13 protein-coding genes are annotated in these 13,823 nt (G+C 69.5%); 6 read left to right on the forward strand and 7 right to left on the reverse strand.

Annotated elements, in window-relative coordinates; translation table 11 throughout:
• Positions 1-136 precede the first annotated feature (136 nt).
• The 3 genes from HHX30_RS30540 (at position 137) to HHX30_RS30550 (ending at position 2,694) form a co-directional block, all read left to right on the forward strand.
• Positions 137-847, forward strand: coding sequence for a hypothetical protein (locus HHX30_RS30540; RefSeq protein ID WP_169986133.1), 711 nt, complete (start codon positions 137-139; stop codon positions 845-847).
• Positions 844-1,818, forward strand: a complete 975-nt coding sequence (locus HHX30_RS30545) for a hypothetical protein (protein WP_169986135.1) — start codon at positions 844-846, stop codon at positions 1,816-1,818. The genes HHX30_RS30540 and HHX30_RS30545 overlap by 4 nt, the downstream gene beginning before the upstream one ends.
• A 204-nt stretch (positions 1,819-2,022) precedes the next feature.
• Positions 2,023-2,694, forward strand: a complete 672-nt coding sequence (locus HHX30_RS30550) for a hypothetical protein (protein ID WP_169986136.1) — start codon at positions 2,023-2,025, stop codon at positions 2,692-2,694.
• A 5-nt stretch (positions 2,695-2,699) separates the two neighbouring features.
• Here the strand turns inward: HHX30_RS30550 and HHX30_RS30555 are convergent, their stop codons facing one another.
• The 7 genes from HHX30_RS30555 to HHX30_RS30585 form a co-directional block, all read right to left on the reverse strand.
• Positions 2,700-3,860 (reverse strand): sensor histidine kinase, encoded by a 1,161-nt coding sequence (locus tag HHX30_RS30555; RefSeq protein WP_169986137.1) that lies wholly within the window; start codon positions 3,858-3,860, stop codon positions 2,700-2,702.
• Positions 3,854-4,522, reverse strand: coding sequence for a response regulator transcription factor (locus HHX30_RS30560; RefSeq protein WP_169986138.1), 669 nt, complete (start codon positions 4,520-4,522; stop codon positions 3,854-3,856). Before HHX30_RS30560 ends, HHX30_RS30555 begins: the two co-directional genes overlap by 7 nt.
• A 157-nt stretch (positions 4,523-4,679) precedes the next feature.
• Positions 4,680-5,174 carry a methylated-DNA--[protein]-cysteine S-methyltransferase gene (locus HHX30_RS30565; RefSeq protein ID WP_169986139.1) on the reverse strand — a complete coding sequence of 165 codons (495 nt, stop codon included), beginning with the start codon at positions 5,172-5,174 and terminating at the stop codon, positions 4,680-4,682.
• Complete coding sequence (locus HHX30_RS30570) at positions 5,171-6,673, reverse strand: Ada metal-binding domain-containing protein (RefSeq protein ID WP_169986140.1); 1,503 nt, start codon at positions 6,671-6,673, stop codon at positions 5,171-5,173. Before HHX30_RS30570 ends, HHX30_RS30565 begins: the two co-directional genes overlap by 4 nt.
• A 201-nt stretch (positions 6,674-6,874) precedes the next feature.
• Entirely contained in the window at positions 6,875-7,813 is a 939-nt protein-coding gene (locus HHX30_RS30575; protein ID WP_169986141.1) for an NYN domain-containing protein, read from the reverse strand.
• 143 nt (positions 7,814-7,956) lie between these two features.
• The gene (locus HHX30_RS30580) at positions 7,957-8,178 is read right to left on the reverse strand and encodes an acyl-CoA carboxylase subunit epsilon (RefSeq protein WP_169986142.1); all 222 of its coding nucleotides are present in this window, start codon (positions 8,176-8,178) and stop codon (positions 7,957-7,959) included.
• Positions 8,175-9,764: an acyl-CoA carboxylase subunit beta gene (locus HHX30_RS30585; RefSeq protein ID WP_169986144.1), complete on the reverse strand. Its 1,590-nt coding sequence runs from the start codon at positions 9,762-9,764 to the stop codon at positions 8,175-8,177. Before HHX30_RS30585 ends, HHX30_RS30580 begins: the two co-directional genes overlap by 4 nt.
• 556 nt (positions 9,765-10,320) lie before the next feature.
• Between HHX30_RS30585 and HHX30_RS30590 the strand changes: the two genes are divergently transcribed.
• From HHX30_RS30590 to HHX30_RS30600, 3 genes are read left to right on the forward strand one after another with little or no spacing between them, the layout of a single operon-like run.
• Complete coding sequence (locus tag HHX30_RS30590; RefSeq protein ID WP_169986146.1) at positions 10,321-11,193, forward strand: CCA tRNA nucleotidyltransferase; 873 nt, start codon at positions 10,321-10,323, stop codon at positions 11,191-11,193.
• Complete coding sequence (locus tag HHX30_RS30595; RefSeq protein ID WP_169986148.1) at positions 11,190-13,211, forward strand: NACHT domain-containing NTPase; 2,022 nt, start codon at positions 11,190-11,192, stop codon at positions 13,209-13,211. Before HHX30_RS30590 ends, HHX30_RS30595 begins: the two co-directional genes overlap by 4 nt.
• Positions 13,208-13,783 (forward strand): hypothetical protein, encoded by a 576-nt coding sequence (locus HHX30_RS30600; RefSeq protein WP_169986150.1) that lies wholly within the window; start codon positions 13,208-13,210, stop codon positions 13,781-13,783. Before HHX30_RS30595 ends, HHX30_RS30600 begins: the two co-directional genes overlap by 4 nt.
• The last annotated feature ends 40 nt before the right edge of the window (positions 13,784-13,823 follow it).

The raw sequence follows: 13,823 nt of genomic DNA on the forward strand, positions 1-13,823 counted from the left end.
CCCAATGCCCGGGACGTCACCCTCCGAATCATGCCGATCGGCGCATAGCGCTGGCTCGTCGCCGACGGCCCTTTCTAGGGTGGCAGCGACGGGGGCGGCAGCGGCGGGGGATCGCGTACTGCGGAGGACCGCGTTGATGCGTCCAGGACTCGTAAGGGCGGCGGCCGCGCTGCTCGCCCCGGCCCGCGCGCTGCTCCTCTCAGCCCCCGTGCTGCTTGTGCCGGCCTGCGTGCTGCTTCTGTCGGCGTGCGCCCCGCCGGACGCGGACCGCGGCTTCACCCCCGGTGGCGGCGCCGAGCCGGCCGCGGCGACGGCGCCCGGGACGCCCGCCCGCCCGCCGGGGGCAGAGGCGATCACGGCGGCGCCAGGGCTGACCGTCGAGATCGAGTGGCCGGACGAGCCCGACCCGGTGCGATCGGCCGTGATCAAGGCGTTCGCCCGTGACTTCACGGCTCAGTGGCGGGCCGTCGGCACCTCCGGCGGCGACCGCTCGTACGTGAAGGGCATCGATGCCGAGTCGTCCGCCTACCAGGACGCCGTCACCTGGGTGCGCGAATTCCTCGACGACAGGCAGTCCGCCCGGGGCGTCGCCAAGCTCTACGCCCTGCGGGTGCCCGCGCTGATGGGACGCGGAGCGGAGGCCTACGGCTGCGTCGACCTGACCGGCGTGCGGCTGACCGACCAGGAGGGCACCGCGCTGGCCCGTCAGCCCGCCTGGCTGAAACGCCCGCGCGCGGTCTACCTGCAGACCGCCGGCCTGGGGCGCGGCGACGACGGCGTCTGGCGGATCCGGCTCTACCGCCACGCGGACTACCCGGACGAGCTCGCGAAGGAGTGCCAGCGATGAGCAGCAGAACGACGATCGCGGTGACGTCCCTGCTGGCCTGCGGCATGCTCGCGGTGTGCGTGCCCCCGGCCGCCGCCGACGACCCGGACGGGAAGCCGCACGGCGAGGCGTTCCAGTACGGCAACACCGCCGGGGTCAGGCTGACCAACTCCAAGATCGGCCTGTCCGGCAACGGGCTCGGCGGCAAGAGCGACGGCTACCGGATGCCCCGCCCCTGCTGGTACGAGCCGAACTCGTCGGCCGACGACATGCGCAACCTCCAGGCCCAGCAGAAGAAGCAGGCGGTGGAGGCGGGGCTGGACTACGACGTGAACCTGGACAAGTTCGGCGACAAGATCGGAGAGAAGGGTAAGTGGTGGGGCGTCGCCTACGACGCCGGCAACCCGGACGGGCCGGCGTGCGCCGCCGGGCTGGAGCCGCTCGTCTGGGTGCCCGAGGGCACCACCCCCGCCGGGGGCATCACGCTGGAACAGCTCATGCAGATCGCCCGGGCCGCGCTTACCGTGCCGGAGCCGAAGATCAAACTGAGTCCGGACGTCAAGAGCTACGTCAACCTGGGGACCTGGGTGTGGCTGGACGGGGCCGAGGCGGCGCCCCGGTCCGTCACCGCCACGCTGCCGGGGGTCATGTCCGCCACCGTCACGGCGACGCCGGACCACCTCGTGATCAAATCCGGTACCGGCGCCGACCGCGCCGAGGTGTACGACAAGGGATGCGGCGCCACCGGCAAGCCGTACGTGAAGGGCGCCGACAAGGAGGGCGAGGGCAAACCCGAGTGCGGCGTCGTCTACCTGCACTCCTCCGTCGACCAGCCGGGCAAGGTCTACACGCTGACCGTGACGAGCGTCTGGAACGTCGTCGGCAACGGGAACCAGGGCGGCCAGGCCGTCCCGTTCGCCTACGACCCGATCCAGGTCTCGGCCACCAGGGACGTGCCCGTCGGCGAGGTCCAGAGCATCGTCAAGAACTGACTCCCCCGGGACTCCCCGGGACTCCCCGCCACGGTGGCGTCCGCATCGCGGGCGTACGCGCCGCGGCTGGGTGTGGGGAGCCGGGTGTAGGGAGATCGGCGGAACGCCGGTCGTCCCCACGGGGGACGACCCGCCGGGACGTCCCTGCCTACTCTCCGTGCCGGTCCCGCCCGACAGGCGGCGGGCCGGACACGAGGAGTTGCCATGTCGGTGCTTTCGGACGCACGCGCCTTCCGCCGGACAGCGGCCGGGCTCTGCCTGGTCGCCGCCCCGCTCGTCTACGTCGCGGGGGTGGTCGCGGACCCGGCGCTGCGGCAGGGCGGGGACACCGTCGGCGTCTACGGCCGCCATCCCGAGCAGGTGTCGGTCAGCGCCTCGCTCCTGCACTGGAGCTGGGTCCTGCTGGTGCCGGGGATCATCGGCATGATCCACCTGATCCGGCACAAGGGCGTGCTCTTCGGGCACGTCGCGGGCGGCCTGGCGCTGCTCGGCGTCGTCAACTTCTCCGCGCTGATGCTCGGCGACTTCTTCTACGCCCGGTTGGAGCGGGCCCTGCCGCCCGAGCAGGGAGCCCGGATCGGGGACGAGGCGTTCGCCGATCCGGGGGCGACGTTCGGGTTCCAGGTGCCCGGTTTCGCCGGGCTGCTCGGACTGTTCCTGCTGGGGCTCGCGCTGGCCTACTCCCGGCGTACGCCGTGGTGGGCGCCGTTCGCGATGCTCGCCGGCATCCTGACGGCGCCGATCTACCCGGTGGGCACGATCGTCGGCGGGCTGCTCTACCTGGCCGGCGCCGGGGTGATCGGGCTCAGGATGCTGCGCATGACGGACGACGAGTGGGCGGGCGACGCCCCGGCGAGGACCGCCGTGGGGGCATGAGGCGCTCAGCCGGGGAGCGGGAAGACGGCCAGCACGCGGTATCCCCCTGACGGCGTGGGCCCGGCGGACAGCTCGCCGCCGTGCAGCGCGGTCCGCTCCCGCATGCCGATGAGCCCGTGCCCTCCCGTGCCCGCCGAGTGAACGCCCACCCCGTCGTTGACGACGGTCACGCGCAACTCGCCGGGCGCGTACCGGAGGACGACGTCGACCCTCGTGGCGTGGGCGTGCTTCAGCACATTCGTCAGGGCCTCCTGGATCACCCGGTAGGCGGACAGGCCGAGCCCCGCCGGCAGGGGCCGGGGTTCGCCCGCGACACGCAGGCGCACCTCAGGACCGGCCTCCGCCACCTGGGAGACCAGCTCGTCGAGCCGGTCGAGCCCGGCCTGCGGCGAGGGCGGCGCGGCCCCGGTGTCGCGCAGCATGCCGAGCATCAGCCCGAGCTCCTCGACCGCCTCGCGGCCGGCCTGTTCCACCGCGAGCAGCAGGTCGCGCTCGCGGGCGCGGTCGTCCCCGAGCAGCCTGCGCACCCCGCCCGCGTGCAATGTCATGAGGCTCACGTTGTGGGAGACGACGTCGTGAAGCTCCCGGGCGATGCGGGATCGCTCCTGCGCGACCGCCCACCGCGCCCGCTCCTCCCGCTCGGCCTCGAGCCGGGCCGCCTGCTCGGCCAGCCGTCTGGTCTGGTCCATCTGCCGCCGCAGCAGGATGCCGCTGCCGTACGCGACGCCGACGAAGATCGCGCCGATGAGGATCTCGGCGGCGTCGTTGCTCTGCAGCGTCTGCAGGTGCGCGTAGGCGAGCAGCACGCACCCGAGCCCCGCGAGCCCACGCCGGCTGCGAGGTTCGGCCGCGCCGGCCACGGTGTGGACGAGGATCAGCGTCGAGTAGAAGTGCCAGGCCGCGTAGTACCCGGGACCGGCGACCGCCTGCACGGCCCACCCGATGGCCGTGAGCACGAGGAGCCCGGTCGCGGGGAACATCGACCGCAGCAGCACCACCAGCCCGGCGGCGACCGCGCCCGCCGCGTACGCGAACGGGTCGGCGATCTGCCACGGCTCGGGGCCCTGCCGGCCGAACGACTCCACCAGCCCGGCGACCGCCACCGCGAGGGAGAGCAGGACGTCGAGGCGGGAGGGCCGCCAGCCGACGGCAAGTCGCCTCAGCACGGTCCGGGCCGCTCTCCCGGCCGTACGACCCCGGCCTCGTAGGCGAAGACCACCGCCTGGATGCGGTCGCGCAGGCGGAGTTTGTGCAGGACACGGGCGACGTGCGTCTTGACGGTCGCCTCGCCGATGCCGAGACCACGGGCGATCTCGGGATTGGACAGGCCCTGCGCGACCATCCGCAGGACCTGGAGCTCGCGCTCGCTGAGCGAGCCGAGCTCGGCTGGCGCGGCGAGGTCGGGCAGGCCCGCGATCTCGTCGATCACCTGGGGGGCCACCGTGGGGTCGATCAGCGCGGCGCCCGCCGCCGCGGCGCGCACCGCCTCCACCAGGTGCTCCGGGGGCGAGGTCTTGAGCAGGAAGCCGTTCACCCGGGCCCGCAGCGAGGCCTTCAGGTTGTCGCCGGTGTTGAAGGTGGTCAGCATGATGATCTTCGGTGGCAGGGCATCGCCGAGAAGCAGCCTGGCCGCGCCGATTCCGTCCAGCCGCGGCATCGCGATGTCCAGCAGCAGCACGTCGGGCCGGAGCCGCCGGGTCACCTCCACCGCCTCGAAGCCGTCGGCCGCCTCCCCGGCGACCTCGATCCCCGGCTCGGACTCCGCGACGAGCCGCAGCCCGGCCCTGATCATCGCCTGGTCGTCGGCGATCACCAGTTTGATGGTCACCGGAGGCTCCCGTCCGTCGATGGCACCGGCGGCAGCGTAGCCGGACCGCTCGCGGGCGGGCGTCCCTCGGAGACGTGACCTCGCATGCGGCGGGGTCCCCCGGGTGACGGATCGGCCGTCCTCCCGCCGGGCGACTCGCCCCGCTCCCACGTGTGGGTCAGGCGCGGGACTCATGGGCGAGGAGCCATTCCTTGACGGGCGTGCCGTAGTAGTAGCCGCCGTAGCCGCCGGTCGAGGGCAGCACGCGGTGGCACGGCACGAACGGCGCGATGAGGTTCTGCGCGCAGGCCGACCCCGCGGCCCGCGCGGCCGTCCTGGGCAGCCCCGCCCTCTCCGCGAGCTGGGCGTACGACACGGTGGTCCCGGCGGGCACGGCGCGCAGCGCCTCGTACAGGCGTTGTCTCGTCGGGGTGCCCGGTTGCTCGGCCGGGATCCGGTCGAGCGCGTCGACCTTTCCGTCGAGGTAGTCCCGTACGGCCTCGGCCGCGTCGCCGAGGTCGCCCTCCCGTAGGGGAAGCGCCCGCAGGGACGGCGAGAGCCGGGCGAACATCTCGCGGGGGTCGGCGGTGAAGCCGGCGGCGACGAGCACGCCGTCACGGGCGAGGATGGCGAGGGGACCCACGGGAGTGGGCAGGGTCTGCGTGACAATCATGATTTGTCGCGTCCTTCCGCGGTGTCGGATGCGTGGCTCCACAAATGAAGCGCGGCGTACGCGCGCCAGGGCCGCCACCGCTCGGTCTCGTCCGGGGCGATGCCGAGCCGTTCCATGGTTTTGCGCAGCACGAGGTCGCCCTCGGGCCACGCGTCCGGGTCGCGCAGCGCGCGCAGCGCGATGTAACCGGCCGTCCAGGGGCCGATGCCGGGGATCTCCAGCAGCCCGGCGATGGTGTCGGCGGGGTCGCCGGCGCCGTCGAGGTCGATCGCGCCGGAGGCGACGGCCTCGGCCAGCGCCCTGATCGTGGCGACCCTGCGGGTGGTGAGCCCGAGCCCGTCGAGATCGGCGGCGGCGAGCCGGTCGGCCGTGGGGAACAGCGACGGGACCTGGTCCGCCTCGGGGGCGTGGCCGGCTCCCGTCCCGTCCGGGACGGCGGGCAGGCCGGCCCGGGCGGCGATGCGGCCGAGCAGGGTGCGGGCCCCGGCGACCGAGATCTGCTGCCCGACGACCGCCCGGACCGCCAGTTCGAACCCGTCGTACGCTCCCGGCACCCGCAGCCCGGGACGGGCGGCGACCAGCGGCGCGAGCGACGTCCCGCCGAGGATCTCCCGCACCGCCCCCGGGTCGGCGTCGAGGTCGAGCAGGCGGCGGCAGCGCGCCACCAGCCGGGAGAGCCGGTGCGTCTCGGTGGTCCGCACGGTGAGCCGGATGTGGCCGGCGGCGGGCCGCAGCGTGATCGAGCCGCCGGGGACGGCGCGCGTGTAGGCCGTCACGTCGGGCCCCGACCGGCAGACGGCCTCCACCGAGGGGATCGCCCGGGCGGCGAGGAAACGCAGCACCGCCTGCGCGTCGTACGGCTCCCGGTGGCCGAGCCGCAGGGTGAGGCCGGTCGTGAGGGCGACCGGACCGTGCGCGCCCCGCACCGGCCCGCCGGCCCTGCGCAGCTCACCCGGGGCGAAGCCGTACGACTCCTTCATGGCCGCGTTGAACTGCCGCACACTGCCGAACCCGGCGGCGAACGCGACGTCGGTGATCGGCAGGGTGGTCTCGGTGAGCAGCTGCTTGGCGAGCAGCAGCCGTCTGGTGCGGGCGACGGCGAGCGGGCCGGTGCCGAGTTCGGCGGCGAACAGGCGGTGCAGGTGCCGCTCGGTCACGTGCAGCCGGCGGGCCAGTCCGGCGACGCCGGACTCGTCGGCCACCCCGTCGTCGATCAGCCGCAGCGCGCGTCCGACCAGGTCGGCCCGGACGTCCCAGCCGGGGTCGCCGGGGCTGAGCTCCGGACGGCAGCGGCGGCAGGGACGGAACCCGGCCGCCTCGGCCGCGGCGGCGTGGCGGTAGAAGCGCACGTTGGACCGCGCGGGAGTGCGGGCGGGGCAGATCGGGCGGCAGTAGATGCCGGTGGTGGTGACAGCCGTGTAGAAACGCCCGTCGAAGCGGGAGTCCCGTGCGGACACGGCGAGGTAGCACGCGTCGAAGTCGAGCTGTCGTCTGGTCACGCACACGACGTTATGCGCTGGCCACCGGGGCGGGCTGGCGGAAATCGGACTCGGCCGTCGCGGCGGTCGCGCGGAGCCTCGCGCGAGACCGGGCACCGAGCCGGAGCGCCTCGCGCGAGACCGGGCGGTTGAGCCGGGAGTGCCTCGAACGGGACCGGGCACTGAGCCGGGAGTGCTTCCGCGCGGGCTCGGACGCCGGCGTCACTTGCTGGAGATGCCGACCCCGAGGTCGAACTCGCGGTAGACCCGGGCCCAGAAGCCGTCGCGCAGCCACACGCGTGCCTCAGGGTAGGGCCGCAGAGAATGGCCGAGCTCCTTCTCGGCCTCGATGAGCAACTCGGTGTCGATCACCGTGGGCAGCAGCGGGCCCGGCAGCAGGTCGCGGATGTTGTCCCGGCCGCGGGTCAGTATCCACTTCTGCGCCACGTGCTCGCCGACCTCCTCCACCCGGGGCCGGCCCGGGCCGAGCTTGGCGACCTGACCGGCGGGCGCCTTCGGCGGCATCGGCTTGACCGTACGGCCCGCGAAGACCTGGGCGGGCGACGGCGTGGGCGGCACGGGGACGGGCACCGGGGCGCGGGTGAAGAACGGACGCAGGAAGTCGGCGCTCAGGATCTCGACAGTGTCCGACTCCCAGACGAGCCGTTCGGCCTGGTTGGTCCCGAACGGCGGCTCGACTCCCCACAGGTGGACGCGCACGCCGTACGCCTGCGCGGCCTCCACGGCGGGCACCATGTCCTCGTCCCCGGCGATCAGCACGGTGTCGCTCACGGCGTGGTGCCGGGCCAGGGCCTCGAGGTCGCTGCGGATCTGCGCGTCCACGCCTTTCTGCTGGCCACGGGCGTTCAGGTTACCCAGCCTGACCTTGACCCAGGGCAGCTGGGCGATCACACGCTGGTCCACGGTGGGCACACGGTCACGGGCGGCGTCGTACCAGTAGACGCGCAGCAACTCGCCCTGGATGCGGTCGACCGCGTGCTTCTGCAGCGCCTGGATCAGCTCGTCCGCGGCGACGCGGTACTCCTTACGCTCCTTGGCGCCTAAGAGAACTTCACCGGCGGCCGCGTAAAGGTAACCGACGTCCACGAGGACGGCATACTTGGCGGAAATGCCATGTGCGCTGAAGTCCGGGATGGCCATGGTGTCCTCCTGGACTCGTCACTAGATGATCGGCTGACTATATTCCCCCGCTTTCTAGATAGTCCCAACTCTTGAGCCAGTTGACACCCTGTTCCGTCGATGTAATCGGACCGTGGTCGTCGCGGATGGCAGGGTAGGCGGCGTCAGCCGCCGGGGAAGAAGGCCCGGCGCCAGGCTCCCGGTCCGTGCGGGAGCCCCGGGCGCAGCCGATGTGCCGGGTTGCTCCAGTTTCCCGTGGCCGGCGGCGGCGTGGGCCGGGCGCCGCGTGCCGCCGCCCGGGCCGCCAGCGCGGCGACGAGGGCGGCGGTCTCCTCGGGGGTGGCGTCCCCCCGCACGATGCTGAGATACGGCTCGCTGCTGCTCACAGCGGGATGTTCCCATGCTTCTTCGGGGGCAGCGCGGCCCGCTTGGAGCGGAGGGCGCGCAGCGCGCGGACGATCTGGACCCGGGTGTCCGAGGGCCGGATGACCGCGTCGACGTAGCCGCGCTCGGCCGCGAGATACGGATTGGCCAGCGTGTCCTCGTACTCGCTGACGAAACGGGCCCGCGCGGCGTCCGGGTCGTCGGCGGCGGTCAGCTCGCGCCGGTAGAGGATGTTGACCGCGCCCTGCGCCCCCATGACGGCGATCTGGGCGGTGGGCCAGGCCAGGTTGACGTCCGCGCCGAGGTGCTTGGACCCCATGACGTCGTACGCGCCGCCGTACGCCTTGCGCGTGATGACGGTGACCAGCGGCACGGTCGCCTCGGCGTAGGCGTACAGCAGCTTGGCGCCGCGCCGGATGATGCCGTTCCACTCCTGGTCGGTGCCGGGGAGGAAGCCCGGCACGTCGACGAAGGTCAGCACCGGGATGTTGAAGGCGTCGCAGGTGCGCACGAACCGGGCGGCCTTCTCGGAGGCGGCGATGTCGAGCGTGCCGGCGAAGCTCATCGGCTGGTTGGCGACGACGCCCACGGAACGCCCCTCGACCCGGCCGAAGCCCACGAGGATGTTCGGCGCGAAGCCCGCGTGGATCTCCAGGAACTCGCCGTCGTCGAGGACGTGCTCGATGACCGTGTGCATGTCGTACGGCTGGTTGGCCGAGTCGGGGATCAGCGTGTCGAGCTCGCGGTCCTCGTCGGTCGTCTCCAGGTCCGCCTCGAGGTCGAAGGCCGGCGGGTCGTCCATGTTGTTGGACGGCAGGTACGACAGCAGCGCCCTGGCGAAGTCGAGGCAGTCCTGCTCGTCGGACGCCTCGTAGTGGGCGACGCCGCTCTTCGAGTTGTGCGTGTGCGCGCCGCCCAGCTCCTCGAACGTCACCTCCTCGCCGGTCACGGTCTTGATGACGTCGGGCCCGGTGATGAACATGTGCGACTTCTCCTGCACCATCAGGACGAAGTCGGTCAGCGCGGGGGAGTACACGGCGCCGCCCGCGCACGGGCCCATGATCAGCGAGATCTGCGGCACCACGCCGGAGGCGTGCACGTTGCGCTTGAAGATCTCGGCGTACAGGCCGAGGGAGACCACGCCCTCCTGGATGCGCGCCCCGCCCGAGTCGTTGATGCCGATCACCGGGCAGCCGGTCTTGAGCGCGTGGTCCATGACCTTCACGATCTTCTCGCCGAAGACCTCGCCCAGCGAGCCGCCGAACACGGTGAAGTCCTGCGCGAACACCGCGACCGGCCGGCCGTCGACCGTGCCGTACCCGGTCACGACCCCGTCCCCGTACGGGCGCTCGCGGTCGAGGCCGAAGGCGGTCGCCCGGTGCCTGGCCAGCTCGTCGAACTCGACGAAGGAGCCCTCGTCGAGGAAGGCCGCCAGCCGCTCGCGGGCCGTCATCTTGCCCTTGGCGTGCTGCTTCTCCACCGCCCGCTGGGACCCGGCGTGGGCCGCCTCCTTCCGGCGGCGCTCCAGGTCGGCGATCTTGCCGGCGGTGGTGTGGATGTCGATCTCGGGGACGCGTTCGGCGCTCATCGCCCGCTCACCGTTCCTCGTATGCTCAGCGGCCCTCGGGTCCCGAACGCCGCTCCGGGTCGCGTCGAATCCATGGGCGACAGGTTAACCAGGCCGGGGCCCCTCGGTCGCGCCGGGGCTCACCCACGTTGCGACGTGACGCGAGGTTGTGGTGCCAAGGGCTTTGATCACGGGAGCGGATCACAAGATTGCTCCCTGCCGGGACAAGGATCAACCGGCACGTCGCCTTCCCCTGCTGTCATCCGAAATTGCCGTTTCGGCGGGCATAAACGACTTCGCGAATCGAAAGGCCTGATCGGCGTTATGCTGACCTCGTCGGGGAGGCGATGCGATTAGTCTGCTGCACCTCGGAGGCTATGTGAGCCGGGCTCTACTTCCCGCTTCGGACCTGCGCTTGGGACATTGCCCGACGCCACGTCCCTCGGACCGGGTCACCTGGTTCCAGGATCGAAACCGTTACGTCGGCACGCTCATTGGCCACGACATGCACGGACGCCCACGGATCCGGACCCAATTCGATACCGACGCGAGCGCGGAGTCCTTCGATTGCCTTCGTTTGGCGGACGACGCAGAACCGGCTGGTCCCAACTGGACCCGTCTGTCTGAGCATGCGCTCGTAGTACAGCCCACCGAGGAGGAGCGCAAGGCTTTCGAACGCCTCCTCAGCCAACGGACGCCGCCTGGTCCCCGGTACGAGGACCTTGTCAGTGAAATCACGTTCCGAGGTTACGAGACCTATGTGGTCGGGGGGACGGTCAGAGACGTTATCAACGGTACTTCGTCAAATGACGTCGACCTGGTCACCTCCATGCCGCTGGAGAAGGCACTCCCGCTCGTGCGCAGCATGTACGGAGGTCCCCAGACTCTCAGGGACTCGGCGAAAAAGAACGGCCATTTACGTCCCGGCGGTGACCCGCGAGCGGGGGATCCCTACATCGACCTCAGTGTCTTCAAGCATTCTTTCATCGGAACTCAGAACGCCATCTTCAGTGACGACTTCGGATTCGACGTTCGAAACCGAGATTTTGCTTGCAACGCAATCTACTACGACCCGCTCAACAGAGCCTTGATCGATCCCACTGGGCTCGGAATCGCCGACGTTACGAGCAGGGTCCTGCGGCTCGTAAACGACGCCAGACTTCGTGCTCCTGGCCAGCTGGGCCGGATATTCATCCGGTGCGTCAAATTTATGTGCAAGGGATTCTCTCCAGCAGAGGAGCTGGAGCGGCAATTGGGAGATCTGATCCAGCACCTCGCATCGCTGGACGCTCCGATAAGGGCGAACTACATCAGAACTCAAATCCTGAGCAAGGGTGACGGGAATGGCCGTAAGGAAGAATTTGAAAGGTTTCATGCCGTTTTCATCGAAATCGGTGGTGAGGAGCACTGGAAGCTGTACATCGAGCCGATCCGGGAGGTGATTCTGTGACGGACTCCTCTGCCTCTGGGTCGCGTCTGGCGCTGCCGCTGACGGAGTTCGGCTACGCGCTGGTAGAGGACGAGGACGCGTACGAGTCCGACGAGGAGATCGCGCTCACACCGGAGTTCGAGCAACTCCTGACGGACGGCTACGTGAAGCGTACGCGCCACGTCCAATTGGACGGCAAGTCCTTCAACGCCAGTGTGTACGAGCCCAGCACTGGGGAGGGGTGCCGGTACGTCATTACGGACGTGAATCATGTACCGGTCGACATGGCGGGGGAGGAGTCGGCGCAGGCTCGAGATGCTCTCGCGGAGACGCCGGAAGAGTGCTTCGACTCCTACCGTCACCTTCTCTACCGAACTGTCTCGCGAGGCGAGTCCCTTGGAGCCACGGGCGACCTGCCGCTGCAGTCCAGATTCATTCCACCGACGTTCACGGTGGCGGCATCGCGGTTTCCGGGCTTTCCAGGAGGGCAGGCGGAACCAGGGCCGGACTGGAGTTGGGAGGACCTGCACAGAGTTTCCCGAGCCGTCATCTTGGGAGCGCCAGGCGCGGGGAAGACCTCGGCTTTGCGCAGACTGGCTCTGGAACATGTTTCGGGTCGACGTGGTGATAAGTATCTGCCGATCTACATCCAGCTCAGGAACTTGACCTCGGTGCCGGTGGAAGAGGCTCATCTCCCCGTAGCCGCGTCACAAACCCTCGAAGCAGCCGCCGTGCCCGGACTGGACGAGATGGCGAGAAGCGGCCAAGCCTTACTACTTCTCGACGGACTGGACGAGATCACTCCGCGCCTGCGGCGTACTGTCGTCCGTGATCTGCATGGTTTGTGCGCCGAGTATCCTCGCCTGGCAGTCTTCGTGTCCTGCAGGTCTCAATCATATGCGGGAGAGTTCCGGAATTTTCAGCATCTGTCCATACAGCCCCTCCGTCAGTCGGAGGTCCATCAGTGGGTCTGGCATGAGATAGGCGAGGCGGGAAGTCGCGACTTCATGCAGAATCTCAGCGCGGAGCCAAAGGTGAACTCACTGGTCCGGACACCGCTTCTCCTAGCTATCGCCGTGGATCTCTTCAAGAGCTATGGGACCCTGTCCCGTGGGCGGGGCTTTCTCTATCAGACCTATTTGGATGCTTTGTCGGACGGCTGGGACCGTACTCGTGGTATCCGCCGCTCGGACTTCACGCCACCTGATCCGGAAAAGGTCATGCGAACGCTCTGCCTGACCTCCTATCGAATGATGTCAGACAACCGGAGCCAATTCACTCTGGGTGATTTCTCCCGATGGAATGTCGAGGACCTGCATATCTCCGAAGGTGAATATCTGAAGTTTATTCAGGAGTCCACGGGACTGATTTCGCGCGTGGGTGCGGATGAATGGACATTTGTCCATCGCACATTCCAGGAGTATCTGGCCGCCGAGTGTCTGGTCCGGAGCACGGGCGACGTGTCCGACCTCCTTGCGCGCCGGGCCTCGGAGCCAAGCTGGCGCGAGGTGTGGCAATTCGTCTCCGAGAGGACCGTTGACGCTTCCGACCTGTTCGGCAGGATGCTGATCGAGAAAGATGGCGTCCCCGCAGACGTGCCCGTGATGCTCGTCGCTGCCCTTCTCCGTGACGCGAGCGTGAATCCGGGGGTGGCGGGCGCGGTCGCGGAGGTAGCCGCGCGATTCATGCTCGATGTGCTGAGGCAGAGCATCACCTCTCCCGACTGGTGCACTTACGACCCTGCGACGAGGCGGCTGCGCCTTCGACTGAAAGCCGCACGACAGACACCGCGCCTCGGTCTATCGCGACTCCACCTCTTGCTGGAGGACCTGTCGCAGAACTGGTCAGATCGGCTTGTTCCGCTCATTGCGGCGAAGCTGCGGCAGGAGGGGTCCCAAGATACGGCGGCACTGGCCACGGTCCTCGCGCGGCGTATCCAGTACGAAGGCCAAATGAGCGCGTCGAACGATGAGGAGTATCTGCAAGCCGATATCACTGTGCGCGAGCCGCTGGCGGAAGGGTTCGGAGGAGCTCGATGACCGAGCTCGCCGAGGAGGCATCAATCCGGGAGGTTCAGCGGCAGAGGCGGGTGGTCGATCAGCAACTCACGATCTATTCACTCCTCAGGGACCGCTACCGGCGCTACTCCACCACGCTCACGCTCCTCATGCTGGGTGGCTCGGTTCTGACCGCTGGATTCGCGTTCGCCACCGACAGCCCTGAGATCATCGTTCTAGGGGTCTCCGCTTCCCGCACCACCTGGATGGGCTGGCTGTCGCTGTTGCTGTTCTTCTCCTCACTCATGGAGATGACCATGGACTGGCGGAAGAAGGCTGAACGCTGCGACGATATGACGCGGAAGCTGGGAGTGCTCAAGCACGAGTACCGCGGATTGGATTTGAGTCGTATAAGCCAGGCGAAGACCGACGAGCTGTGCGCCAGATATCGCAGCGTCATGGCCGACTCACCCGCGATCAAAGATCGGCAGTTCGTCCGGCTGAAAGCCGCGCACGTTCGCAAGGTCGAGCTGAGCCGCCTGGTCGCCGACTATCCCGGGGCCTCCATGCTCTCGCTGCGCTACTACCTCTGGAGACGCCGCCGGCGGAAGTAACTCCCGGAACGGGGGCCGCGCGCCGTTCGTTCGGCTTTAC

Source organism: Microbispora sp. H10836 (genome assembly GCF_012999525.1).
GTDB lineage: Bacteria > Actinomycetota > Actinomycetes > Streptosporangiales > Streptosporangiaceae > Microbispora.